The sequence below is a fragment of the Microvirga soli genome (genome assembly GCF_016734765.1).
Classification (GTDB): Bacteria; Pseudomonadota; Alphaproteobacteria; order Rhizobiales; family Beijerinckiaceae; genus Microvirga; species Microvirga soli.
Map to the genome: position 1 here is coordinate 86,329 of NZ_JAERQE010000011.1, position 25,025 is coordinate 111,353.

Sequence of the window (25,025 nt, forward strand, 5' to 3'; positions counted from 1 at the left end):
TGATCGTGCGTCTGTTTCACTGGCTGCCGATGCTTGCCCTGGCGGCATCGGCCTCTATCGCTCCCGCAAAGGCCCAGCAGGGACCCGCAGCTGCCTTCACGCCCAAGGACGAGCAGATTGAGGACCTGCCGGAGGGGCCGGGCCGCGAGGAGACGTTCGGCCTATGCACGGCGTGCCACGGCTACAGGCTTGTGTCGAACCAGGGCATGACGCGGGACAGATGGGACGAGACGATGACCTGGATGACGGAGCGGCACGGCATGCCAGACATCCAGGGTGCCGACCGCGACCTGATCCTCGACTATCTCGCCAAGCACCACCCGCCCAAGGCGCCGGCGCGGGCTGGCGGGTTCAGGAACCCGTTCGCGCCGCAATAACTCCCCGACGGTCGAACGGGCGTCACTTGTTCGAGCCGGTGCACCATGCGTGACACTGCCATGCGCCGGCGGCATGAACATCCCAGCCCCCAAGACTTACATACCGACCGATGGCATGCAGAGAGCCGAAGTGAACCGGCCCCCCACGTCCACGCGAGTGCCGACCCAGTGGAGATTGGAATGGAAGGATCTGCCGCGCCGAAGCGGTCTCATCGCTTGACCCGGGAAACCCTCCGGGATGGCTTCGTGCATGAGATGATCGCCCGCTCCGGGACCAATCTGCCCGTGCTGAGCGATGCCGAGCGGCATGCATCCCTCCAGGCGACCCTGGCCGCGCAGCCCGCGCCGGGCGATGTCTGGCTGTTCGGCTATGGCTCCCTGATCTGGAACCCGGCCTTCCACCATGTCGAGCAGAAGCCGGTCCTGATCCGGGGCTGGCACCGCGAGTTCTGCCTGTCCACACCCATCGGGCGCGGCACCCCGGAAGCCCCCGGCCTGGTACTGGGGCTCGACCGAGGCGGCTCCTGCCGGGGCGTGGCCTTCCGCATCGCCCGAGCCGAGGTGGAGGCCGAGCTGGAACTGGTCTGGCGGCGCGAGATGGTGACGGGCGCCTATGTACCGTGCTGGGTCAGGCTGCACGGCCCCGACCTGCCCGAAGACACGTTCGGCATCGCTTTCACGATCAACCGCAAGGCCCCGAACTATGTCCGATCCGCTTCGGAGGCCGACACGGCCCGGGTGATCGCCACCGCCTGCGGGGCTCTCGGCTCCTGCCGGGACTACCTCTTTGACACCATCCATGGCCTGGAAGGATTCGGGATCCACGACCGTCATCTCAACCGCATTGCCCAGCAGGTGCGCGAGCACCGGAGCTGAGCGACCGCTTGGGAAGGTTCAGCGGCCCTCTTCGATGGACGCCCCTGCCTGCTGGAGGGCAGCAAAGCCACCCGCGACATGCGCCACGTTCCCGATGCCCATCTCTTTCAGGGTCTTTGCCGCGAGCGCCGACCGGCTGCCGGAGCCACAGTAGAGCACTAGGCGCTTGCCGCCGCCCAGCTCGGCCTTGTGGGACGGTCTTTTCCACGCCAGCACCTACATCTTCACAGTGCTTGGGCTCTGGATCCTGTGGCGCTACTCACGGACCAACCACATCCGGTGGTCGGGCAAGCTGTTGATGGGGACGTTCCTGATGGGCTTCGGCATCTTTAACCTGATCGAGGGCATCATCGACCACCAGCTTCTCGGCATCCACCACCTCAACGAGACCGTGCCGCGGGACCAGTGGATCTACTGGGACATGGCCTTCCTGGCCTGGGGCGCGGCCATGTTGATTGGCGGTTGGCTCCTGCTGCGGGCCGGCCGACGGGAGACCGCAAACAGAGCCACAGTCCCAAGGCACCGTTCCGCCTGATCGGGGCTTTCTATCGCCGGAACACGAGGCTTAGGTTGTTGGCGGGCATCGGAATGCGCTCGACGAGTTCCAGCCCATGGCCTCCCGCCAATTCCGTCACCTGCTCAAGATCCCGGACACCCCACTGCGGATTTCGGCGCCTGAGGTCCTGATCGAAGGCCTCGTTGCTGAGAGCCGTGTGGGCGCCGCTCTCCTTGTAAGGTCCATAGAGATACAGCACGCCGCCACGCGGAAGTGTCCGCCCTGCCCCGGCCATCAGTCCCTGTGTTGCCTGCCAGGGTGAGATATGGACCATGTTGATGGCCATGACGGCATCGGCCCGCTCCACGGACCAGTCCGGGGCGGAGGCGTCCAGCCGCAATGGAGAAAGGAGATTGGGCAACCCTGACGCTGCGCGGTGAGCGGCGATGCTGTTCAGCGCCTGCTCGTCCTGATCGGTGGGCTGCCATGTCAGGCGCGGCAGCGCGGCGGCGAAGTGAACGGCGTGTTCGCCCGTACCGCTAGCGATCTCTAAAACCATTCCGGCCTGGGGCAGGATCTGTTGCAGGATGGTGAGGATCGGACCGCGGTTGCGTGCCACTGATGGCGACGTCAGGGCTCCATCGAAATTCTGTGAGTTCATTGCATAGTTAGTCCTCAGGTGTCCGTCAGATGGGCTTAGATCATCATTCAGGACTAGCGTATCAGCATACAACAATTCCCTCAGTCACTCATATACTCCTAGTCAAACCATCACCTGCAGTACGAGAGCATCTTTTGGCAGATCCGCTCGGCCTGCTTCTGCCAGTTTGACGACAGATGATGAACGGAAGACCCGTGTAGCTACGTACTCGCTAAGACGGAGATCCGCCGCCGGAGCCCCTCGCCGCTTGTAGAAGTGGGTGGCAGGAATTCGATACCTGCTGCCTCAAGAGCGAGACGTACGGCCTCCACCGTCTGAACACGCCGTGGGCCATACGTCGGATCATCTTGAGACTCGATCCTCATGAGTGAGCGACGCTCAATGTTGGCGCGCTTCGCCAAATCATCCTGCGAGAGGTTTAGCAGGGCTCGGGCAGCACGGATTTGGGCTGGCGAAGGCCAGTTCAATTCTTCAGTTCGCTTCGGATCACCCTCAACCATGTCTCTACTACTGATGGATAATACGACGGTTTTCTTCTTGATCCGCGGGCGAACTGTCACATAAAGTCACTGTGACAAAATGTACAAACAGTGGTCGTATCCGATGGAACCCGAATCGCAAGATTATAGCCCAAGCACCCCGGCCCAACCCATAGCCAGTGCTAAAACTAGGATGGAGCTTTGCAGCTCTGCCCCTGATGGGGAGAGCCCGCTGCTAAGTGGGATAGATTCTCAGCAAGCTATATTGGATGGCAGGGGGAGCCTACCCATAGACCTCGATAGCTGGCGAACGATGGAGCCTAGTGTATTCGATGGCGAGAGATGTCTCCAGTTTCGCGCCGCGCTTTTAGAGATACAGGCGAGTACTGATATCACTCGGGATCCTGCTGTGTGTGTTGGAGCAGCACTCGATCTGATGTTCGGTGTTGGTTTAACCGCCCCTGAAACAAACCTGGTGATGAGCGCTATCTTGCTGCACACCTTGCAAGGTGATTTCACCGCGCACCTGGTTCTCATCCAAGCATTACGGCGGCTTGCCCGATCTACTACTGGTGACCACAGATCCTCAGAACTCGCAACCCGCTGGGCTAAATGGAACCCTGCGGAAGCACCTCTGCGGCTAAATCAACTATCCCATCCTTGACCTCCATTGACCCTGCTCGGCCTCTTCTTCTGGAGGACCACCTATGCCGTCTATCAGCACGTCGTTCGCACGTGAAAATCTCCTCATCCATTTTCCACGGGTATTCCGTGCAGCTCTAAACGATGACGTCCTGACCGGTAGCGTAAGACGTCAGTTAGTGCAGGATGCCAACGCTCTGGACCCGGCACTCGGCGCCCTCGCCGAGCAATGGCTGTCGCTCGGTCAGGATGGCATGGCCGTACGATCCTGGGCTCTGACTAACCGACCGCTGCCAGACAATGCCACAAAGCATAGAACAAGAAAGCTATCAGGCGGGACCGTCGCGCGCCACCTCCGTACCGCCCTAGAGCGTTTCGCGGCTGATCACGATAGTCCCACAGCCCGTGATCTTGCTGATGTGCTGCTGGTGGTGGCTAGCACGGCTACTGATCGCCAGACTGCCGCAAGGCTCGCAGCCGCAGCTTGGAGAGCTCTGCATTGGGTGGAGCTGTACAGGTCCGAGTTGCTGGACTTGGGTCGTATGCTCGGTTTCGGCGCAGACAACCCTGCGGCTGCGACAGCGGATGGCGTGGCAGAGCCCGCGTCTCCTAGTGCCGGAGCGGCCGAACGGCGCGATGCGTTCGAGGTCGCCTTCAGCGACCTGGCCATTGAGGCGCGCCAGCTGGCGCTCGGCTTGAGTGCGCTCGCCGTCGGTGAACTCCCGAACGAGCTGGCCACCGCGAGGCTCTCATCCGCGGCACGGACCATAGGACGACGTATCCTCGCCCCTGCCGAAGACCGAGCCCGACAACAGGAGCGACGCAAGCACGAGTCAGCCAAAGCAGCTGTTGTCGAAGAGCCTATCTTCGACCCGATGGCTGGGCTGGACGAGATACACCCTGAAGGTGCTCCTGTCCCGGAGGGACATGTTGTCGTATGCCGCGAACTCAATACCAAGGGAGCGAGCAAGGGCAAGAATGTTGCTCAAGGCTATGAACCCGTGATTGGCGCGGCTCTACCTCTCGCGCCAACACCTGACGTAGGCCGCGTGAGGACGACGCTTCTCGCCAGGTTTCCTCATGCCGAAGACCTCATTGATTATATCTGTTGCGAGGTTGAGAACCATCCATGGGTCCGATTTCGACCAATCTTAATTGATGGTCCATCTGGTGGCGGCAAGACCCGCCTCGTCCGAGCGATTGCAGAGGCACTATCTGTTGGGCTTTACCGTGTCGACGCGACTTCTGACTTGGGAGGAGGCTTTGGCGGCTTGGAACGGCGCTGGTACTCCTCTGAGCCTTGTGTGCCACTGATGGCTGTTGCCCGCTACAAGATTGCTAATCCGCTTGTGCTCGTCGACGAGCTGGACAAGGCCTCAACGCGTACTGACTACGGAAGGATCTGGTCGGCACTCCTTCCATTCCTTGAGCCAGAACAGGCAAGCCGGTACCCAGATCCTTGTTTCCAGACCGACCTGGATCTCAGTCACGTAACGATCATTGGAACCGCGAACGAAACTTGGCGGCTGCCTTCTCCCCTCCTCGACCGTCTCCGAACCGTGACGCTGCCTCTTCCATCGGCCGAACACATGAACGCACTCGTTCCCAGCATTCTAGCTGACTTGGCCGCCGAACGCGGCCTTCACCCACAGTGGTTTGAGCCTTTGGATGGGATTGAGCACACCGCGTTGCGGCACCGTTGGCGCGGTGGTTCGCTCCGAAAACTAAGGCGTCTTGTCGAGGGCGTCCTACGTGTGCGTGACCGTCGCTCAACTTCCCACTGAAATTTGCACAGCCACAGGAGAGCACCTTGCCATACGAACGTGCAGAGCTTACGCGCAGCCTTCCAATTCTTGAACGCCTCGTTGCCGACCTTCGTCACCTTGCCTCTGGCGGCGAGGCAGATCCCGCGGCCCTTGCTGCAGCCCCACTTCTGGATTCCTGGACGGTCGGCGCAACCTGGGTTCCGGAGCGCATGCTGGTTGGGCGCGTTACAGATCATCCAACCATCCCGGATGGTCCCTGCCAGACATCGCGGTTATTCGTTATCTCCCCTGATGGAGGTTACGCCAGGACACTCTCGCGTTGGTACCGCCTAGGCGCCCCTGCACGCTTCCATGGAGGAGGCGCCTATGACGCCTGAATAGACTGTGAGTTGCTTGGTGCCGGCGCCAGCCCAGGATTATCCTGTGACCAAGGAGCTTACTGCAATGCCCTTACTCCACTGCAGGCACTGCAAGGACCGATCAGAGTTCCGTTGGCGAGGGTCGGTCCCCAGCTGTTCGGTTTGCGGTGAGGCCGACACCTACGCTCAGCTCATTGATGCCGATTTTAACGATTGTTCGGAACTGGCCACCCTGCGTGCTGACTTGGAGGCTGGATTTCAGGGTGTAGTGGGAACGATCCAGCTCCACGGTTGGCGCCCCTTACGGCAGCAAGGCAGATCGCGGGAGAGCCACAATCCTTCTTGGGGCGCCTAGAAGCCTTGTTCAACTGCAATTTCCTTCTGTTTGCTGGCCAAACACAGTGCACCTCCTTCGTTTCGTGTCGACACCACGTTTGAGGAGATCGTTCATGTCCCACCTCAAGAGGCATAAAAGGGGTTTCAAATACCACTGGTACATCAGCAGTTCTGCTTGGCTCCATAACGCAGCTCGCTTGGAGGAGCTTCGGCTTGCTGGTCACCGGTGCCGACTTTGCCGCCGTGGGCGTCCGCATGTACGGCTTCACGTACACCACGCGACATACGCTCGCTTGGGCCACGAGCGGCCCTCTGATCTTTGCGTTCTTTGCGAGGAATGTCACAGGGGCGTGACGGACATGCTGCGACAACGCCGGTACCGCCGTCGGCGCTCCCTACCCCTCTTGGATGTGCGCGTGCTCGTCCCAGAAAGGCGGCTTGTCGATACAGTGCTGGAGGAGTTGTGATGGCATCCTTTGAGACAATCCATGTCCGATTGACAGGCGTCGCGCCGCTGTTGATGAGGAGCGGTCGCCTCGCCGACCCACTCGACCCGCACGCCCGAGAGATCGACCGTGTCGCACGAAAACGTCAAAAAACGGCAGCTGACTTAGAGGCGCTCGCACGCCTAGAATGGTTTGGAGGATTGTGGGTCGATGCCGGCCGGCCTTGTGTCCCAGCGGAGGCCATTGAAGCCTGCGTCGTAGAGGCGGCCAAGCTGCGCCGCGCCGGGAAGACAGTCAAAGCCGGGTTCATGTGCCCCTCCAACCCGTTGCTCCTATACGATGGACCACATGAGCTTGATGAGACGTTCGCGGATACGAACTTCCATCTGCGCGTTGCCGTGCAGATCGCAGGTAAAAGGACAATGCGAACACGTCCATGCTTCCGTGCATGGTCTCTAGAATTCGATGCGCATTTTATGCCCACAGTACTGGACCGACGCGATGTATGCGAATACCTGAAAGTTGCAGGCGACCGCGTTGGACTTGGAGATTGGCGACCGAGATTCGGAAGGTTTTCGACTCAGATCCTGAGCTAACCGCTTGGGACGGCTATTCGCAATGAGGCGAGGCCGGGCCAGGCACGGCAAGGCTCAGCCATGGTGAGGCAAGCTCTGGCATGGACCCCTTCTGGGGCGTTCCCGCCGCTCGGCGCCGGGCGGGATGCGGACGCACGCGCATCCCAACCTCATGCCTGCGATGAAGGAGGTCAGCACGATGTCTGAGACTGAACGAGAGATAAACCCGAACTATGATACCGGCCGTTGGGTGTGTGTGGCATGCTGGACGGAGGGACTAGGTAGCCTTCCTTGTGCCTGCCCCTCGTGCGGCAGCGTTCGACTGTGGGCAACAGCAAACGCTGGATCCGTCCATTTCCGCTCAATGCAGGATTGCTTTTACGACTATCTTGGAGCCGCAGTGGCAAAGCATGGGATATGGATAGGAGAGATGCTCGGTGACGGCTTCACCCGAGTTGCCCCTACGCCCCGTATCGCGACGGAAGCCGCCATTTCGGCCGTCGAAATGAGAAGGACCACGTCTCCACTCCTCCTGGAGGAAGGAGGCGGCCCGTCCGAGTCGGAGCTTTCGGCAGCTCCGACCCTTGTCAACTGGCACCTTTCCCTTGGCTCAGACAATCGCATTCGGGCAGCTGGCCGAGTCCGCTTCGGGACGACAGAGCAAACCTCAGTCATCAGCACAACAGCCGTGATCCTGCTGGATCCTGCTTTGAGGTGGTTGCGGACTCTCACCACGGTGTACAACTTAGGTCGAGGCTATCCACTAATCCACGGCGTCCAGAGCGCCGAGAACGCATGATTGAGGCTCAGTTCGCTCAGCAATGCCGAGGAGGCAAGCGACGCTGGGAGAAACGGTTCGGTCCTCCGCTACCGCCAACAGGGAGCGGGAGATCCGATTAGATAATTGATTAGCCCAGCGGCAGAGGACCGTATCTCAGTCGCGCTTTCCAAGTCCAGCTTCGAAGATCGGCGTTCCAAACCTCACTCCTCTTGATGAGATCGGCACCCTCTTGGATCAGAGCGAGCACGGTCAGCTCTGCTGGAATGTCTCAGGGCTCACTTACTGAAGGAACTAGTCCATGCCAAAAGAGAAACAGACTGCCTCGATACCATCTATCCGCCCATTCAAACCTTTTAATCTCGGTAAGCATCTCGATAGGCAGCGAGGAGCGGCTTCTCCACCAATTCTAGCCATTGATGGGCACGAGGTTGTGACTGAGCTTCACCCAGAATTTCGATCATTTCTTCAAACACTTGGACGTTGGTCGGCACGAAAAGCCCTACGGAATGGCGACCTATCATCCAATGATCAGCACTGACCGCGTAAAGTGATGCCTTGAGCAGTCAAGTTCCTTTGCTCATAATGGAGCTAGGGACCGAAGCCTAACGTGGGCGGCTGTCCAACAGGTACGCTCAGACTTAGCGCCCTTGGACTTGGTCGATGTGGCTTTTGGTGGGGCTCAACCGTGCCAGTGTCGGTTTCCGGCAGAACCTATCTCGATGTTGCCCCGAACGGAATGAACGTCATCAGGGGCAGCTTATGACGAGCGCTAGATCAGCCAATTTGTAACGTACGTGCTTTAGCCTCGGCTTACCAGCTGGGCTTCGAACGCGAACTCCCATGTAAGCACCAGAGACTTGGTTCTGGAAAAAAGCCTGCTCAATCGCGAACATTACGTGACGCATATTCCTGAATGAGCACCTTTTCTTCCCATCCAACAAACTATTGATGTTACTGCGATATCAACTTTTTGTACCACCGTGCTGATTGTGGCATCGCCTTCAATCGACGGGATCAGACACATTCTGATCCTAACCCAAGCCCTGATCTCCCCGCTCCCGGTGGTGCGAGTACCCACGCTGTAGGTCTCACTACAACGCGTGCTCGGGTGTCGCTATGCAGGAGGTGGGCTGTCAATGCCTGCCGATTGCAAACCACGACGAGGCGCAACCATGCTTTTGAGATGAGTGGCATCGAGGCTAAGCCTAGCGTGATGAAGCCACAGGCCGCGATAGGTATGTGGGTAATGCTGGTCTCTGAAGGTGCGTCAATTTTCACGACCACATTTCTCGGGAATCTTGAAAGATCAAGTTTTCATGTTCACGACCCACTCTGGCCTCGAAGCGGCATCGCGTCTACATCAGCCTCCCATTGCGTGTACCAGCCTCTCTAGACCTAATGCTGGATCAAACGGCAGAGGCGTCACAAGGCTTGATCAGAATCCCCTGGTCTCGTGGAAGAGGCAATTGTGCGGGATTTGAAGCCTTGTTCATTCGCGGGGCAACATGTCGTGCTTTTTCCTAGTGCCGTTCTTCTCACTGACACCTGAGTTTGCCTGCTAGGGTGTAGGGTCCGTTCGTCGCGGCACTATCGGGGAACAGATTTCGCACAACTGCTTGGCCCCTCGTGGCTTGATGGGAGAGGAAGAGCAATCGAGGTCGTGGCCTACCCGCTCCTAAGAGCAGCGCCTCGCAGCCCCCGACCTTGAGACCATAAGGTCAACCCTATCTTCCAGATCCAGCTTTGGATGCGTTGCAGTGACGGATTATGTCTACCGTACCTTTGGCTTCTTCTTTGCCATCGTTGGATAATGTCGCCCCAAGACTGGTCCCTTGGGAAGAAACGTCACTTCACCCTCGTATCGGATCCGTAGCGGGGGGTGATCGGTGTCCTTCTCACCGTCGAAAGGCTCAACTGCCAACGTGCCGGCATTTGCGTCGTAGACGTAAATGACTCCGCTGGGCATTCCAGTTCCGCCGGCAATCGCATGTAGCGAGCCCTGGATTTCTAGCTGAAACCTTCTCGCACGCGGCTCACGCCTGATGACGGCCTTAAACATGGCCTTAAATTTCCTGACGGCGCTTAGTGTTTCAGGATCCTTAATCTGCTTAAGATCGTACGGAAGATCCTTCAACAAGTCGCTCAGGCTTTCCGCGTAGCTTGCCAACTGAGATGCGACAACCCTCTTTGCGCGCCCGCTCTTCGCAGAAGCAACGATCTTCTCTAAACGATCTATCTCCTCCTTGATGCGAGTTCGCTTTTGTTCGAGATATTTGCGCTCATCGTCGTCACAATCATTGACGATGAGCTTGTCGAAGACCGCAATTTTCTCAGCCTTCAGGCGCTTGAGGTTTTTTTCCGCCGAGGCCAGGCTGTGTCCGAGACCTTTTTGCGCCTGTTCGATCTCAAGATTTTGGTGACGCTCAAATTCTGCGCTGGCTCGTGGATCCATCAGGAAGCGCTGGACCGCCTCAAGCATGCCACGACTAAGATCCTCGTCCGGCACGCCAAGCGGCCGTGTGCAGACCCGCTCGTTCTGCCCATCCACCTTCCGATCCCTGCTTCCCCAACAAACCCAGCGCGAGCGTTCAGGTCCAAACCGGCTATCTGCCACCATGGTACAAGTCCGCCCACACTCGCAGGTTAGTCGTCCTGTCCACAGGCGCTCTTGCGCGCCAGCCCGCTTTCTTTGAGCCGCCTTGATCTCCGCTCGCTTGGCTTGGGCAGCATCCCAAAGCTCTTCTGAGACCAAGGGCTCAATGTGTTGCCACCGATAGTTGGCTTCTGGCCCTTCAACGAGTTCCCTTTTTCCGCTGAGCGGATTCTTGAACACCTTGTAATACCCTGCTCGCCGTGTGCCTTTGTACGCCGGGTTCGGCACAATCGCGCTCATTATCGTATTAGGGTTCCAAGCCTCTGCGCGAGGAGGACGGACGCGCCGTTCCATCAAAGTTTTGCAAATTTCGGGACCGGTTAATCCGTCGGCCACCGCTCGGAACAGCCAAACCACATGCTCAGCGAGTGCGGGGTCCGGCTTGAGAAATTTCATAGGCTTGTTGCCGACCTGATCCCATCCGTCCGCTAGGAGAAAGCCCCAAGGAGCTGGCCACATGGCATGACCTCGTTCGAAGTGCGCCCTCTTCCCGCCCTGAACGCGGTTGAAGAAAATTTTGAGCTCCTCGCGGGCAACAAGCACTTTGATGCCGGCTACGAATGGATCGAGGTGGCCAGAGTCTGCAGCGATAACTTCAATGTCTTTTGATCTGCAAACATCAAAAATTCGTTCGATAGCCGAACTTACGCGTGCAGCACGCGATGCCTCTGCCAGATAAATTCGCTTGAACTTACCGGACATGGCATCTTCCAGCATCTTGCGCAGACCTGGCCTTTCTCGGTCGTCGACAGTGCCGCTCATGTCGTCGATGTAGCGAGCTATGAGGACGTCATCTGGGCGCAGCGCACGGGCCAGCGAGCAATCCGCAATCTGACGCTCTAGAGACAACCCGGAGTTGAGAGTGCTGTCACTTAGCCTCGCATACTCAACAACTGGAACCTGTGATGGCAAGCACTTTACTGGAAAGTAAGTAACGTTACCTTCCGGAAGCTGGAGCTTCTTCCTGACATCCCTCATGCCGCTCAGATCCATCATTGTTTTGTGTTACGCTACATGTACAATATGGCTGTGGGCGATGGGAGTCAATGCTCTTCTGTGTCGGCTCCTGCTGATCTACGAGTAAATTAAAGCTCGTACCGAATACCGTCTGTTGCGGATTGAGAGTGGGAAACCTAGTGAACAAAGCTCGGCTCTACGGCAACACACTCGTCGCCGAACGTCTGAAAGCGGCGCGGAAAGCGGCAGGCTTCTCTTCAGCACGGGCTGCGGCCGCTATCCATGGCTGGCCCGAAAGCACTTACCGCAGTCACGAGGCTGGCGTGCGCGCTATTCCGAATGCCGACCTTGCTAAGTATGCCGCCGCGTTCAACATCCCTGCGGACGACCTTCGATCTGGGGACATTCCATATGGAGGCAGCTTCGGAGAGCCGGCGTTCTACTCTCCGGTGCCGGACACCCACGCAAATCCCCAGGCAGATCGCAGCTCCAATGCCAAGCGCAAATATAGGTCGCCTAATCACCAGCTGATCAGCGCGCGTTTAGCGGCAGGCTTCAAAACTGCGGCGGCTGCCGCGGATCGGTATGGGTGGCGGCGCTCGACCTACTTTGCCCATGAAAATGGACAGAACCAAGTCACCAAAGACATTGCAGAACTCTATGGTTACGCTTTTGGTGTGGACCCCGCCTGGATCCTGGGCCGGGAAGATGCAGATAAACCAAGCTCGACCCAAGCACGGCATCCGGACGAGGTGCGACAATGGCAAGAGGCATTGGAGCACCGTCAGCGTGTTTCTCGTGAAAGCGGCCTAGATCCCCGTCTGCAATTCTTACCAGAATTCCCCACTACGACTTTGGCTCTCGCTAACACCGAGACCACAATCAAATGGTCGCAAAAGACTACTGGTCGTTCTTGGGGCATTCCAGCCGACTACCTTGATGAGGTGATTAACGCCGACCCAGGATCTTTGGTGTTTGCGGCTCTGAACCTACCGGACACGAGGCTAGGATTGCAGCCGGGAGATCGGGTGTTGATCGATACTTCAGACCGAGATCTGGGCACGAGCGAGCCTTTTGCCAGGGTTAATCCAGACGGCCTCCTAGCCGTGGTTTGGCCGGCGGGCGGATCAGAACCAGCCTCAATCTCCGGTGTTGTTGGGAGGATCGTCGCCTTTATAGCCCGTCCACGGCATGGCGCGGCCTGAGCAGCCGGGTACCATTCCTCAGGTTGTAGGTGTCAGACCTCTCGCATCAATGATCCGCCCTGAGACCTGATCGCTGTTCGCGTTCGCCTGCCAAAATTCGAATAGGTCAAGTCCTTGGTCAAGGAGTTCGTGGTGAACCACCTGCTCGGTCTCCTCCTCGTCATAGGGCGCGGCTAATCCCGCGAGGGTTCCGGCGTCGCCAAGCACGATATAATCGAACCGCTTCAGGTCGCCAGCGGCGGGACTGGCGATACCGCGCGGGATCGGCAGCTTCGCGCCCGGGTTCAATCCGATGCGGTAAATCTCAGGCCCCACCACTTCATAATAGGCTGGCTCCGGATGCACCCAAGGATGAAAGAGAAGGTGTTGTGGCGAGAGGCACCGGCTTGGCACCTCGACCGTAACCGTATGGGTGCGCCCGCTGGTGTCCGCGCGGTAGACGGTGAGTTCCAGCACCTCCTCAATGGGCCGGTCGGAAGTGGTCTGGAGTAGGATCTTTCCGTCGGAGGCCATGGCGATGCGGCTCAGGTCATCTGGTGTTTCTATCCTGGGGAGGCTGGTGGCGTAGACCGAGGCGACATTAACCAGTTCCCGCGAACCCCGGAGGTTCCAAGCGGATGCCCAGAGCTCCTGCGAGCCCCGAATGCTGCTATAGGCCTGTGCGTTTGTGTGATGGAACAGCGACAGCGCAAAGTCACCATCGTCCAAGCGGCGACATCTCCCGGCTGCGTGATGGGCCAAGCGCTCTGGTCCTTTGATCTCGCAGGCATAGAGCTGGGCCCCGTCAGGATAGGTGCGGACGCGGCCATCCGAGCGGATGCGGATCAACAGTCGGGCTGGGCGCGTGCCACGCGGCGACGCTACGTCGACACTGAAATCGGCTAAATCGCGATCATCCTCGCCATTGAAGGCGAGGATGCAGGGACCAAAGAACGACGGCTGAAAGAAGCGCCAAGGTCCCGCTTTCGCGAAGATCAAGTCCGGCACAAGTACACTGCCCCTTCGGCTGTGCCCGAGCCGCAGTTTGACAAACCCTGTGTAGGTTGTGGCCTCGCTTATGTCTTTGGCGGATGAAAAGCGAACGGGAATGCCTGAAAGCATCGGAGTTTCGGTGGGAAGCCTTGTATTGTCCATCTGACTTAACCCTGCATACGGTTCAGGTCCAGGCGACTGTCGCGCGCTTGTTGCGGCGGGTTCGACTCCTGTCCAAGCTCTCGGACAACATCTAGAGCCGACACCGTAACGCATCCGTCCGAACCGTCTGAATGGCGCGCCCGAGCTATTTCCGCTCCCAAATCGCCACTGGTCGACAGCGGCTCGCGCAATCAGTCGAATTGGAACCCGAACAGGCCGCCGGTCTCGCTCTCATCCGAGAGGTGTGTTGGCACCACGATGAGGTTACGGTCCAGACTGTCCGGCAACGGCAGGGTGTCGAAAATATCCGAATTGAGGGTCACGATGTACTGGCCGCCGAGCCGCGTGGCGGTGGCGGCCCCCAGGTCAAGCGCATTCGCGACCTGGCGCTCATCGACACCGTCGAAAAGATGGCTGTCGTGGATGAGGAACCCTGGGCCTTTGCCCCGTCTCGACCAGATCGAAAACAGGGCATGGTCGAGGCAGAAGATCTCCATGTTGGAAATCCCACCGCCCCGGTCCCCCTGGATCGAAATACGGAATTCCGGTCCGTTCTCGGTAGCTTCCACCTCGAACTTCCCCTGCCGGTCCTCGTAGAGGAAGCTAATGGCTTCGCCTATCAGGAGGATTGCCTCGTCTAGCCGATCCCGCCGCAGGTGATGGTCTTCTTGAAGCCGACGCTTAATGCTCTTCCGGTCGATGCCAAGCTGGGTGGTTTCACTCTCCAGGGCTTCCGCGGCCTTGAAACGCTCACGCAGAGAGGCGGCCTCCGCCTCGGCGTCGGCAAGCCGCTTCTGCAGCGCCGTGAAATCCTCCAGGGCGCCGCGTCCTTCCAGCATCCGCAGGATCTCGCTGCGCTCAGCGTCCAGTTCCGCTGCCCTGGTCTCGCCCGCGACGAGCTCACGCTCGATGGCGTCGGTCTCCTCCCGGAGGCGCAGCCTGCGGTTCTCTACCACGGATTGATGAAATCGTTCGACATCCTCGAACCGACGCTTCGCACTGTCTGGAAGCTCGATCCCAACAGCCTGATAGAGACGAGTGACGTCATCCCGTTCGGGAAGACGCTCACGCTTCAGAACTTCCTGGAGGTGTGCGAGGGTTTCCCGGAGCGGGACGGCCCGGCGGGCGAGAGATTGCATTTCCGTCTTGGCGCTGACCGCTCGGCCCATCATTTCCTGGTAGGCCTCATGGACCTGGAACCGGCTGAGTTGCTCGCGCAGCTTGGATGCCTTAGCCTCAGCGAGGACAACGGCCGGACGAAGCTCCGCCACGGTTCCGATCAGATGGCCCAGCGCTCCGCCCTTGGCCGCCTTCTTGAGCTCTTCCAGCTGGCCTTCGCGTTGCCGCACCATGTGCAAGTCGCGGGGGATGCGCCAGTCGAGCCCCAGCAGATAGGATAGGTTCACCTGCCAATCCCAGCGCTGCTGGGCCTCGGCCTGCTTCTCCGGGTGCAGGAACGCGCCCGATCCGTAACGCCGTGCAAAGTACGCGAACAAGGCGCGGAACGATGGGGTGTAGCTCTCCTCGAAAGGCGAGCCTTTCACAACCTCGGGAAGGTCGAAGAACCGATGGGCTAGGAAGTCCTTCCACTCTTCGTTTGACACGAACTCGGCGCCCGTGTCCTTGTCCTTCTTCGTGGTCAGCCCGAAAAGCTTCGCATTGTCTCCGTCGATGAATACTCGTGATGCCTTGGAACCGCTACGTGTGACGTCCACCTCCCGGCTGCCAATCAGGAACCGGCCGCTGAAGGTATAGGCGGCCAGCGCATCGTGGCGGAGGAGGCTGTTGGGATCTGCCTTCCCGCCTAACAGGAAGTGAATAATCTCGATCAGGCTGGTCTTTCCCGCGCTGTTGCGCGTCTGCCTCTCGTTCGAGCCCGGTGCCTTGGTCGACAGGACGACGTTGAGGCCCGGATGGAAGGTCACGCCCTTGAAGGTTGGCAGGCTACTGCTAATGGACAGGATCATGGAGCACCCTGCCCGGGCCGCACCAGACCGTCCGCGTCCTCCACTGCATAAATCGTGTACAGGAATGTCAAGGCGAGCACGAACCAATCAAATGACAGGGGCGCCCCAGCCTGACGGCTGCCCCGTACCGCACGCACACGATCCCACAGGTCGGACACCTCGCGGGGACGATCTAACTGGGCCAGTATCTCCGCCCCAACGCCGATCAGGGCGCGGTGGGGGGAAAGATGTTTGCCGGGAAGAATCATGCGTTCACCTTGGAAGGATGATCCTCAAAGATGTCGCAAGCCTCAAATAGGTAGGCGAGCAGGGCATGAGCAGCCACTTGGCGCTCTGGCGTCACGCTTCCGATGCCGGTGACTCCTTCGTAAAGCGAGCGCATGATCGCGTTCGGCGACAGCCCTTGCATATTCAGATCCTCGTAGCGATCCCTGAAAATCTTCGCCAAACGTGTTCCCAGTTCAGCGTCGGGGTGCTGGTCGATGTAGTAGCGGACATGCGGGGTGTTGCGAAACCCAGACAAGAGCAGGTGACTCCAGCATCCTGTGATCTTATTGAATTCGAGCTTGTCGTACGGCACGGCCGCGACTGGGCCCGCATCCAGCTGGTCCGCGTCGACGCTCAGCATGACCGCCTTGATCAGATCGCTGACCTCTTCCAGCCGCATGTTCTGCGTGTCCTCGGCAGTTGCTGCCGGCCCGAGCAAGGCGATGATGTGGTCCTCTGCAAGCCGGAACACACGGTCCTCAAAGCCTTGCGGCCCAATGGCGCCGAAGCGATGGTTCCGGTTCGCGGTCTCAAGCTCCTTGAGCTTGATAAGGGCCTCCACCGGCAGGCCGTCAAACAGGTTGTGGACGAAGTGCCACTCCTGCATGATCGGGGCGAGCCCGGCCGCTGCCTTGGCATAGTCGTCGCTGATCTTGTTGACGACGTTATCCACGTTCAGCGCCGCATCGTGGAGCTTGCCGTAGCACTGAAAGAGCTGCCCCGATTGAAGGAGATATCCGTCGCACCCCTTGTCACCCCGGCGTCCGAACGCGCGCACGGGCACGAAGTCGTCACCATGCAGCTTGGACATGACCTTGGAGAAGAAGCCCTGGAACGCGTCGCCGTGCAGCCGCCGCAGGGTCAGTTCCAGCAGGGCTTGCCACTGCCAGCGTTGTTCAGAGGTCATCCAAGAGGTCATTCAGGGTGTGATCTATGAAAGGAACCGTTGACGTCCAGTGAAGGACGGCCGCGCCCGGCCTGCAATGGAGGAGGCTGAACTATCACAACTTTCTTGCGCAACCAACGTGCGGCAGGCCCGGTTCCGTTCCTTACCGTCCATTATGTGGGGGTTCTGTCAGGCGAGTAGCTGTGCCCGCTCCTACATGGCCGAATTGGCCGGTGTCCGGAGCAACGTGCGGCTGTTGAGCCAGGCACAGTGGCCATAGCGTTATGTGGGTCAGTGTTGATTTGGATTCGGGGAGATTGAGCCAATCTTGGAAGCCGGATTAGGCTTGGTCGCAAGCTTTGTCGCCTCGCAACGGCTTCAGTGGGTCAGTCTGATCTCGGACCAACAAATGAAGCACCCGTAGTATGTGGGTGTCCGCTGGGTTAATCCGTCAACAGACGGCCATGCAGGGCTCAGGGTCTCCGATGGTATTTGCGTCCTTCTGTGGCGGACGTTGAAACTAGAATTAAGCTTTCGGCACCCAAATTGCAAACTTTGTAACGCCTGCTGGATCGTGAGTTGATCTGTGTCCCCTCAGGCGCACCGTACAAAAAGATTGCCGCGCAACGCACCAGCAGGTCTAGGCGAATCGAAAGACTCGACCCGAAGCGTTGTACAAATGTTGTACAGCACGAGTTCGGAACAACCATCCCTCAGAGTGGATCGGCACTCCAAGTCTCTGTTATTTATAAAGGATTGTTTGGAGCGGGCGATGGGAATCGAACCCACGACATTCAGCTTGGGAAGCAAGATTTCCGACAAGCCGAAACCCTTACGCTGCAATAGTTTCAGAGGTTAGGCCCACAGCCGTGTGGGGTTCTGTGTGGGGTTTTCGGTCGGAACCTCGACCTGCATCCGCTTTGCATCGAGGGCTTCACGAGCTAACTGAGCCTGTCGCATAAGCTCAAGCCTGACGCTACCCATGTAGCGTTCGGTCGTACCAAGGTCGCCGTGGTTCATGCTATCGCGGACGATCAGCGGGTCAGAGCAGGCTTCGGCCAGACGCCCACCGGCAGCGTGGCGCATGTCGTGCATCCGCACATTGGTAAGCTTCTGCGCCTTCTTCCACCGCGCCCACTCTGTCCCGATGCCCTCGTAGGTCAGCCGGTAACGCTCTCCCGTAACGTGATCCTGACCCGTCTTGTTGTTCCAGAAGGTCCGCTTCCCAATGTAGGTCCACACATACTCCGGGTTGTAGGGCTTCTTGGTCTCCGGGTCGATCTGCGACAGGATCAAGTTCTCGATACTCGGCGTCATCGCAAGCACGTAGGGCTTAGGCTCCTGTCCCTTCCTGGCCTGCTTCTTGAGGCTCTTGAAGGTAATCGTCCGCTTCCGCCAATCGATATGATCCCACCGAAGGTCAACGAATTGTTCGCGCCGGGGGCCACCGGCCAAGGCGAAGCACAGGGCCGGAAGGTGGTCCTTGCGATAGGTCTTGAGCATCAGTTGCTCATGCTCGTAACTGAACTCAGTATGGCGCGGGGTCTCCTTGACCCACACCACTTCCCACCGGATCGGTTGGATTTGCCGCCCCTTCGATTCCATGTGGGAGAGGAACCACTTCATCCGTTCCCCGACCGAAATGTTGACGGTTCGGGCCGAGACGAGCTTGCGCGGCTTCGGCTTGCCGGTCTCCTTGTCGATCTTCGGTTTACCGTCCTTAGTCCGCAGGGTCATAAACTCCTTCTTCCGCTTATTCACCATGTCGATGATGGTTTCGGTGTCGATGTCCGAGATCATGAAGGTCGGGCCAAGGTAGCCGACGATACGATTGAAGTCGGCCTCGATGTCCTTGATCCCCGACCACTGCCCCTCGTGATCTTCAAAATACTCGGCTACGGCCTCATCGAGGGTCTGGTCAACGATTTTGCCCTTTGGGTTGCGGACGCGGTTCGCTTCCGCTGCCCTCATCTCGGCAAGCATCTCTTCGCGCCACTGCTTTTGAAGAGCGTTCGCCTTGTCTTTGTTCTTCTTTGATCCGGTCGCAAGGATGTCCGTCATGCGGGTATGCCGCTTGCCCTCGATCTCCCATTCGGCCCGGAAGAAGCCTTTGTAAGCGTATGCCATTGGTTCTCCTGTTGTAGAAAAGGCGGCTATGCCGCCGCCTTTTCAAATCGTGCCATGAAGCTCTTGCGTCCCGCAGGACGGGTCGGCCTTCGGGTATGCTTCGGGGTCGGTTCGGACACCCGCGCATTCTCAATTGGGCGGCCCATATAGGCGAGAAGATCGGTCTTGCTGACCATCCGCCGCCGCCCCTCCTTCCGGTAGCCCAAACCGCCAAGCGTCACCGACTTGTTGGTGAGGGCACGAACGCTGTCCACGTCCTTGTACCGGAGCACTTTCGCAACTTCCTTCAGTTCGAGCCACAAGGGCCACGTTTTAGGGTCTTTGGGGTCGAACCCCCCTTCGGGTTCAGAATTGTTGTTCACGTAAATCTCTGTAGGTTTTGAAAAAGTTGTCCGACGCACTCGAAAAATGGTGTCGCGACGGGCGCTTGTTGCATACTCCGCCGATGTCTCGCTCTTGCACTCTAAGGACTGACAGATGAGGTATCCCCACCAGTACAGTCCTTAGAGATCGCCTTCGTGGGCGATGTATTCGGACCACCGAAGTTTAAACATGGTGGCCGTAGGCAAATCGGTGAACCAAAATCCAATCGAGTCTGCTTTCATCATCTCCACAGACAACGGCTTGATCTTACTCTCATAGAGCCAGCCGAAGATTTCGAGAACGACATTAGGGAAACTCGAACCGATAGGGACCAATTCATGGGAGGACCACCCATGGACATTCAGCGAGAACCAGAATTTGTAGATCGTGGAAGGGGTCGTGCTACCACGCTTGCGGCGAAAAACAGTTGGGGTTGTCATCTCAATGCCCCTCGTGCCAGCGCAACTTGAACAGCACCGCATCCGCCTCTCTCTGGAAACAGAAAACGCAATACGTTCCATTACAGGCCCACTGCCCTGCCCCAGCATTTTCATCGAGCCAACTCACAACCTCTTCAGTCGGTTGGCAGAACGAATCCCACACGGGAAAGTTCTCCGCATCGACGCTGGCAGTCCAAGCGTCTACCAACATCCGGTAGGATAGCGGCCTGCGAAAATTTGATTCCTTCATTATTCGGCGCATCACCCTGCGCTGAACGTCATTGGTTATGCTAGTCTTAATCCTGGCACACAGTTGATCAATATCAATCACGGATAACATTCCTTCAGAAAACAAGTTTAATCAAAGCTAGAACGGGCTACTGTTCGTGAATATGCGCGTCTGTAAATCAATTTGAGGCAACTCTTGTGGGCCGAGACGATCCCGCTGAGCCATCCAGTCTGCCTCCTTTTCCTTTGCCTCTCGCTGTTGATCCAACAGCGCCTGACCCTTTAGGATAGCTGCATGGGTTGGTGCCCCCGCCTTACGGCGCACGCCAGCCTTTCTCGTCGGCTTCATGCCATCAAGTTCGACATGTGCGCCGTCATTGTAAACAAACCCGCTGAACACCCCTTCCTTAGTCCGTGCAACGACGACGAACTGGCCGATGAAATATTGGGTGCCTGGAGGGCTCGATATGTGGCCCATCTTCACCAGTTCAAAGCGTTCATCCTGTTTCATTTCCATCGCCATGGTCGAAGCATCGGAATAAAGGGCCAGCATTTCAGCATCCATCTCATTAGCCTCGTGCTTCTTATTGGCCCAGGTCAGAACCACTTTTGGTTCAACCAGTTGCACAACCCGCCACCATTCCGGCTTCTTCAGGTCGATGTTCCATCCCGAAGTCCAAGCGAACAGCTTCAAAGCGAAGTCACTCTTGCCTTTGATCCGAGCGGCCACAGACCGATTATCGAAGAACTGAGCCTGAAGAACAGTAATCGACTCTATGACAGGCAAGCGAGCCCACGATGCGTCTTTCGACGCCTTGATTAATTTTTTTGACATATAAAATACCCTAAGTACAAAGCATAACAGTTGATCTCGCTACACATAAATCGTACAATTTTTTAACTTCTAAATTCGATATTATTTTTTAATGTTTCTCATTAGTATGGTCGATAGATAGATATACTAATATTTACTAATGAGAAACCGAGCTTAAGATCGTTTCTTCGGCCTTTCAGGCCGTATCTAATATCGCTTTCGCTATCTATCTCCTTCCAGTCGATACAAAATCTAATAGGTCAGCCGCTCCGCGCCTGCCCTTGACGGCACTCGCCAGGGCTCATGCGTCAATTCAATAGATGACGGGCTGTTAGCCACCGCGTCTTCGATTGATGGGAAGAGATCAAAGGAGCGAATTCGCTTCCGCTCGGCTGCGCCTCGTCAGGCCCTAAGGACAGGACCAAGTCGAGAGAAAGCCATCCCGTATATTGGCAACGTCGAGACACGACGCCGCCCAAGGCCCCATCGCCCATTCGCGATGGGTATCTGGACCCTGGTTCTCCGACCAACTCAAACCATCGCGGTGGATCGAGCGACATCAGCCTCAGCGGATCGCTCCGGGTCTTGGCCAGGATGACGATCTTCACTCGCCTATGGTCCTTAAGCCGATACTCGATCAGGCTATCCGGCATCATCTCGGCAAGCATCGAGACTATCTGCAACATCACTGCACGGCAGTGAGAGAGCAGGCACGTGATTTCCGCAGAATGGTGCAGCCTGCCATCCCCGGCGTGGGTGCAGACCTTGTGGAACTCGGCAATTTGACAGGCGGCACTCACGGCGATCTCCTAAAGCAATGACAGGAAATATCCATCGCATTGGATAGTTGTAAAGATAAAATTGCACCTAGTTCCAAAGTATTAAAATAGTAACACGAAAAAACTATACGTTGTATTAGCGATCTTAAATCAATTAATAATAAAATCGTAACCGAAAATATTATTTGGCGGGCATATGCGTCATTAGAGAGCGCATAAATACGTCCAGTGCGCCACACATGCCAATCCGCCCATCGCTGTAACCAGACTGTCTGCGAAACCTGCTGCTGGCGGTATTGTGGCCGCGTGGCTCGCCAAATCCTCCGAGTGAAAGCTGGCGAGGTGTGCCGGTTCGAATTTGCGGTTCCTGGCATGACACAGGACAGCTTCAGATCGTGGCGGATAACAACCCGCAACTTCATCGACTATCAGCGCAGAAAGTGTCCCCTGTGGAAGTCAGTCGGCCTATACGCTTGGCTGACCCAGGATGGCACCATACGAGGTGTCATCAATCTCGGCTCACTCGCTTCAACAGAAATTCTGGCCAGTTTCAGTTCGCGGTGGCCGACCGTCATCGAGGCTATCGAGCCGAAGGAGTTGCGTGCAGAGCTTTATGCGATTGTTCACCCATCCGTAATCTCGACCGGTCCCGGCTTCGGAAGGCGTTATCAGTCTATGAAGCTGGCAATTCATCCCTGCCGGAGAGATCAACTGATCGCGCAGTCATCCGGACGCTCGTCACCTCGATATTCATGCGAGCCAATGCCGGTGCTGATCTGAATAAATATCATGAAAATTCGACCCCTGGTGTGCGTCAGCGCCGGAGCCACGAGTGTCAAAGAAGAAATACATCGAAGGAGCCTGCACCAGTGCGCGAAACCACCTCAGCAATCTATCCGATCTCGCTCGACCAAGCCCACGAACTCGCAGAGCGCATCAACCTGCCTGGGCTGCGAACGACCATAGAAGGCACGCTCTACTGGGGCCACCTCTGCTCCAACTTGAGCGATGCGACCCTGTTTGCACTTCGATTCGACGCGCAGCGATGGCCTGCTGACGATCCGGATGTGTTCTTGATGATCACATCAAACCCTGAAGTGACCAAGGACTGGTACGACGAGATCAGGCTTCCAATGGTTGCAATTGAATTCGGAAGCCTCAATGACCTTCGCCGCTTCGAATTGGCATTATGGGCTTGAGTGATGAGATTGTACGAAATCGACATAGCAGGGGATATTCGCCGCTCCCTCCAGCGTTCCACACCGAGCGGCGTATGCCGGTCGGAATTGCTCCAGGCACTGTACGGTGATCCCGAGCGCTCTGAGGTCGAGAGGTTGCAAGCCGACAAACTGAAGGCTGAGATTGCGCTGAAGCTGGCAGATGCTGAGAAGAAGGACGCTGAGGCCGAGAAAGCGCGAGCGATGACCCGAGCCCTTCGGATGGCCAATCACCAAAAAGCATAGTGGATTTCCCTGGCCAGGGAACGATAGATTGCGTGCAATCTGCTCGTGCTACCAATGCGAGCGCCGGGGGCAAAAGTGGCTTACACGACCAAAACCTATAAGTGGTCCTATTCGGGATCAATCCTCTCCTATGGCGTTGGCGACTTCAATCGCGATGGTCGCCTAGACTTTGCCTTCGGTGGCCCTGAAACGCCATTCAAGAACGTTACCCGCCCCTTCGACATCATCACGGTCACGGCTTCGGGTTCGATCCTCGACTCGACCAAGATCATGAAGACGGCTCCCAGAGCAGTTCATGCCCGCGAGATGTTTGTGGCCGATTTCAATAACGACGGCGCTGATGACTTCTTCTCAGCCAATCACGGCTACGATGGGCCTTCGTTTCCCGGCGAGCGCAATACGATGATGCTATCCTCCGGTCGGATGATGATGGACGCATCCAAGACCCTGCCGAACCGAGTAGGGTTTTCCCATCAAGTATCCGGTGGGGATATCGACAATGACGGTGATATTGATCTGTTCGTGGGCGATGCCAACTGGTCAGAGTTTGGACCGTATCTACTGATCAACGATGGCAAGGGAAGGCTAACCCAGCGGGACGAGGGCATTCCTGATCGGATCGGTAAAGGCTACAACGACGCTGCAAATTCGCTGCAATCGAGCCTATTGACCGACATCAATGGCGACGGTTCTCTTGATCTGTTGGCGGGGTTTACCAATGATGCCTCCAAGGCGGGCGTCACCTACCTCAACGACGGCAAAGGCAACTTTCTGCTAGAGACCGAGGTCGAACTTCCCCGTGGCATCTACGGAGCCAAGAATACCTTTGTGAACGATATCATAAGCATTGATATCAATCGCGACGGCTTCAACGATCTGATCCTCAACACGACTCCGTTTAAGCCATACTACCAGGGCCAGAAGCTACAAATCTTGATCAATGACCGGACAGGACATTTTCGCGACGAGACCAAGGCCCGGATCAAGCAGGACGGTAAAGGGCATTGGAATCAGACCATCCAAGCCGTGGACATCGACAACGATGGTGACAAGGATTTGGTCGTCCAGAGCGATCTGGGCTCGCCCTCAAGCCAGACTATGATCTGGATCAATACTGGCGGCAAATTCAAACCAGCCCCTTCGTCGATGCTCAAGGATTTCCAGGGCACTATTCTCGCCATGGATTTCAACAAGGATGGGCGTATGGATTTCCTGTCCTATCAACAAGAAGGCAACGCCAATGGCTGGATCGGCACTGACAAGTGGACGTTCAAGACACATCTCAACACGTCCACCAAGGCCGCTTATCTGTGGGGTACGCCTTATAAGGACCAATTGAAGGGCGACAGCGGCAGCAACAAGCTTGTAGGTGGCGCTGGCAATGATGTCCTCACTGGCGGCAAAGGCAAGGACGCCTTTGTTTTCGACAGTCCGCTTCGGCGCAATGTGGACACGATTAAGGACTTCAACGTGAAGGACGATTCGATCTGGCTTGAGAACGCGATCTTCCACGGCATCGGCTGGGGAACCCCAGCGCGTCCTCAACGGATGGCTGCTGACATGTTCAAGCTGTACGGCGAAGAGGGTGGCGCCAAGATCATCTACAACAAGGCCAGCGGTAGCCTGTTCTATGACGCTGATGGGTCAGGCGATGGCGGGATGATTAAACTCGCACAGACTACCAAGAACCTGAAACTCACGGCAGCAGATTTCTACCTGATCTGAGCCCATATCCGAGCGAGGGCTGTTTCTGATAGAAAGCGACAGCCCTTCCTTGTCCTCCAAGTTGGCGATCCTAGCGCCACTGAAGCTCGACAAGTTCAACCTCTCCATATTTCCGGCGAAGTTCTTGGACGACGAGAAATTCGGATGCGTGAAGCACGCGCACGGACGTGGAACTGATTGTCCAGGCCCTGCTGGCGTCTGATCTCTTGTATCTGAAACGAAC

The 25,025-nt window shown here is 57.4% G+C and carries 20 protein-coding genes and 2 pseudogenes; 11 read left to right on the forward strand and 11 right to left on the reverse strand.

Going from position 1 to position 25,025, the window contains the following annotated elements; translation table 11 throughout:
* The first annotated feature begins 5 nt into the window (after positions 1–5).
* Positions 6–377: a hypothetical protein gene (locus tag JKL45_RS12205; protein WP_201861404.1), complete on the forward strand. Its 372-nt coding sequence runs from the start codon at positions 6–8 to the stop codon at positions 375–377.
* 180 nt (positions 378–557) lie between these two features.
* On the forward strand, positions 558–1,253 hold the full coding sequence (locus JKL45_RS12210) for a gamma-glutamylcyclotransferase (RefSeq protein ID WP_201861405.1): 696 nt from the start codon (positions 558–560) through the stop codon (positions 1,251–1,253).
* 18 nt (positions 1,254–1,271) lie between these two features.
* Here the strand turns inward: JKL45_RS12210 and JKL45_RS12215 are convergent.
* Positions 1,272–1,451, reverse strand: a pseudogene (locus tag JKL45_RS12215) (rhodanese-like domain-containing protein); the annotation flags it as partial.
* Here JKL45_RS12215 and JKL45_RS12220 point away from each other — a divergent pair.
* Positions 1,408–1,788, forward strand: a pseudogene (locus JKL45_RS12220) (DUF2243 domain-containing protein); the annotation flags it as partial. The pseudogenes JKL45_RS12215 and JKL45_RS12220 sit on opposite strands and share 44 nt — an antisense overlap.
* A gap of 10 nt (positions 1,789–1,798) precedes the next feature.
* On the opposite strand, the gene JKL45_RS12225 reads toward JKL45_RS12220, so the two are convergent.
* Complete coding sequence (locus JKL45_RS12225; RefSeq protein WP_201861407.1) at positions 1,799–2,410, reverse strand: DUF938 domain-containing protein; 612 nt, start codon at positions 2,408–2,410, stop codon at positions 1,799–1,801.
* Positions 2,411–3,596: 1,186 nt separating this feature from the next.
* On the opposite strand from JKL45_RS12225, the gene JKL45_RS29920 reads away from it, so the two are divergent.
* The 3 genes from JKL45_RS29920 (at position 3,597) to JKL45_RS12235 (ending at position 6,346) form a co-directional block, all read left to right on the forward strand.
* Complete coding sequence (locus JKL45_RS29920; protein WP_246498503.1) at positions 3,597–5,315, forward strand: AAA family ATPase; 1,719 nt, start codon at positions 3,597–3,599, stop codon at positions 5,313–5,315.
* A 26-nt stretch (positions 5,316–5,341) separates the two neighbouring features.
* Positions 5,342–5,674, forward strand: coding sequence for a DUF6634 family protein (locus tag JKL45_RS30660; RefSeq protein WP_312896951.1), 333 nt, complete (start codon positions 5,342–5,344; stop codon positions 5,672–5,674).
* Between the two features lie 531 nt (positions 5,675–6,205).
* Entirely contained in the window at positions 6,206–6,346 is a 141-nt protein-coding gene (locus tag JKL45_RS12235; RefSeq protein WP_201861408.1) for a hypothetical protein, read from the forward strand.
* Positions 6,347–9,565: 3,219 nt separating this feature from the next.
* On the opposite strand, the gene JKL45_RS12240 is transcribed toward JKL45_RS12235, so the two are convergent.
* Positions 9,566–11,443, reverse strand: coding sequence for a recombinase family protein (locus JKL45_RS12240; RefSeq protein WP_201861409.1), 1,878 nt, complete (start codon positions 11,441–11,443; stop codon positions 9,566–9,568).
* Between the two features lie 140 nt (positions 11,444–11,583).
* Between JKL45_RS12240 and JKL45_RS12245 the strand changes: the two genes are divergently transcribed.
* Positions 11,584–12,609, forward strand: a complete 1,026-nt coding sequence (locus tag JKL45_RS12245; protein ID WP_312896952.1) for a helix-turn-helix domain-containing protein — start codon at positions 11,584–11,586, stop codon at positions 12,607–12,609.
* A gap of 18 nt (positions 12,610–12,627) precedes the next feature.
* On the opposite strand, the gene JKL45_RS12250 is transcribed toward JKL45_RS12245, so the two are convergent.
* The 8 genes from JKL45_RS12250 to JKL45_RS12280 form a co-directional block, all read right to left on the reverse strand.
* Complete coding sequence (locus JKL45_RS12250) at positions 12,628–13,596, reverse strand: hypothetical protein (protein WP_201861411.1); 969 nt, start codon at positions 13,594–13,596, stop codon at positions 12,628–12,630.
* A gap of 338 nt (positions 13,597–13,934) precedes the next feature.
* Positions 13,935–15,710: an ABC-three component system protein gene (locus JKL45_RS12255; RefSeq protein ID WP_201861412.1), complete on the reverse strand. Its 1,776-nt coding sequence runs from the start codon at positions 15,708–15,710 to the stop codon at positions 13,935–13,937.
* A complete protein-coding gene (locus JKL45_RS30665; protein ID WP_312896953.1) occupies positions 15,707–15,958 on the reverse strand; it encodes an ABC-three component system middle component 6 in 252 nt (83 codons plus the stop codon). The genes JKL45_RS12255 and JKL45_RS30665 overlap by 4 nt, the downstream gene beginning before the upstream one ends.
* Positions 15,955–16,884, reverse strand: coding sequence for an ABC-three component system protein (locus JKL45_RS12260; protein ID WP_201861413.1), 930 nt, complete (start codon positions 16,882–16,884; stop codon positions 15,955–15,957). The genes JKL45_RS30665 and JKL45_RS12260 overlap by 4 nt, the downstream gene beginning before the upstream one ends.
* A gap of 834 nt (positions 16,885–17,718) precedes the next feature.
* The gene (locus JKL45_RS12265; protein ID WP_201861414.1) at positions 17,719–18,990 is read right to left on the reverse strand and encodes a tyrosine-type recombinase/integrase; all 1,272 of its coding nucleotides are present in this window, start codon (positions 18,988–18,990) and stop codon (positions 17,719–17,721) included.
* Between the two features lie 26 nt (positions 18,991–19,016).
* Positions 19,017–19,262, reverse strand: coding sequence for a hypothetical protein (locus JKL45_RS12270; protein ID WP_201861415.1), 246 nt, complete (start codon positions 19,260–19,262; stop codon positions 19,017–19,019).
* Positions 19,263–19,493: 231 nt separating this feature from the next.
* Positions 19,494–19,793: a hypothetical protein gene (locus JKL45_RS12275; RefSeq protein WP_201861416.1), complete on the reverse strand. Its 300-nt coding sequence runs from the start codon at positions 19,791–19,793 to the stop codon at positions 19,494–19,496.
* 367 nt (positions 19,794–20,160) lie between these two features.
* Positions 20,161–20,856 (reverse strand): hypothetical protein, encoded by a 696-nt coding sequence (locus JKL45_RS12280; RefSeq protein ID WP_201861417.1) that lies wholly within the window; start codon positions 20,854–20,856, stop codon positions 20,161–20,163.
* Between the two features lie 1,130 nt (positions 20,857–21,986).
* Between JKL45_RS12280 and JKL45_RS12285 the strand changes: the two genes are divergently transcribed.
* The 4 genes from JKL45_RS12285 to JKL45_RS12300 all read left to right on the forward strand — a co-directional run bounded on the left by JKL45_RS12285 (position 21,987) and on the right by JKL45_RS12300 (position 24,802).
* Positions 21,987–22,394: a hypothetical protein gene (locus JKL45_RS12285; RefSeq protein ID WP_201861418.1), complete on the forward strand. Its 408-nt coding sequence runs from the start codon at positions 21,987–21,989 to the stop codon at positions 22,392–22,394.
* Between the two features lie 89 nt (positions 22,395–22,483).
* Positions 22,484–22,813, forward strand: coding sequence for a hypothetical protein (locus JKL45_RS12290; protein WP_201861419.1), 330 nt, complete (start codon positions 22,484–22,486; stop codon positions 22,811–22,813).
* A 9-nt stretch (positions 22,814–22,822) separates the two neighbouring features.
* Complete coding sequence (locus JKL45_RS12295) at positions 22,823–23,077, forward strand: hypothetical protein (RefSeq protein ID WP_201861420.1); 255 nt, start codon at positions 22,823–22,825, stop codon at positions 23,075–23,077.
* Positions 23,078–23,152: 75 nt separating this feature from the next.
* The gene (locus tag JKL45_RS12300; protein ID WP_201861421.1) at positions 23,153–24,802 is read left to right on the forward strand and encodes an FG-GAP-like repeat-containing protein; all 1,650 of its coding nucleotides are present in this window, start codon (positions 23,153–23,155) and stop codon (positions 24,800–24,802) included.
* Positions 24,803–25,025 lie beyond the last annotated feature (223 nt).

Bases quoted from the DNA above. Each gene is read 5' to 3' on its own strand.
- JKL45_RS12210 (WP_201861405.1), top strand. From the start codon at position 558: ATGGAAGGATCTGCCGCGCCGAAGCGGTCTCATCGCTTGACCCGGGAA.
- JKL45_RS12225 (WP_201861407.1), bottom strand. From the start codon at position 2,410: ATGAACTCACAGAATTTCGATGGAGCCCTGACGTCGCCATCAGTGGCA.
- JKL45_RS29920 (WP_246498503.1), top strand. From the start codon at position 3,597: ATGCCGTCTATCAGCACGTCGTTCGCACGTGAAAATCTCCTCATCCAT.
- JKL45_RS12240 (WP_201861409.1), bottom strand. From the start codon at position 11,443: ATGATGGATCTGAGCGGCATGAGGGATGTCAGGAAGAAGCTCCAGCTT.
- JKL45_RS12255 (WP_201861412.1), bottom strand. From the start codon at position 15,710: ATGATCCTGTCCATTAGCAGTAGCCTGCCAACCTTCAAGGGCGTGACC.
- JKL45_RS30665 (WP_312896953.1), bottom strand. From the start codon at position 15,958: ATGATTCTTCCCGGCAAACATCTTTCCCCCCACCGCGCCCTGATCGGC.
- JKL45_RS12260 (WP_201861413.1), bottom strand. From the start codon at position 16,884: ATGACCTCTGAACAACGCTGGCAGTGGCAAGCCCTGCTGGAACTGACC.
- JKL45_RS12265 (WP_201861414.1), bottom strand. From the start codon at position 18,990: ATGGCATACGCTTACAAAGGCTTCTTCCGGGCCGAATGGGAGATCGAG.
- JKL45_RS12275 (WP_201861416.1), bottom strand. From the start codon at position 19,793: ATGACAACCCCAACTGTTTTTCGCCGCAAGCGTGGTAGCACGACCCCT.
- JKL45_RS12280 (WP_201861417.1), bottom strand. From the start codon at position 20,856: ATGTCAAAAAAATTAATCAAGGCGTCGAAAGACGCATCGTGGGCTCGC.
- JKL45_RS12285 (WP_201861418.1), top strand. From the start codon at position 21,987: ATGACACAGGACAGCTTCAGATCGTGGCGGATAACAACCCGCAACTTC.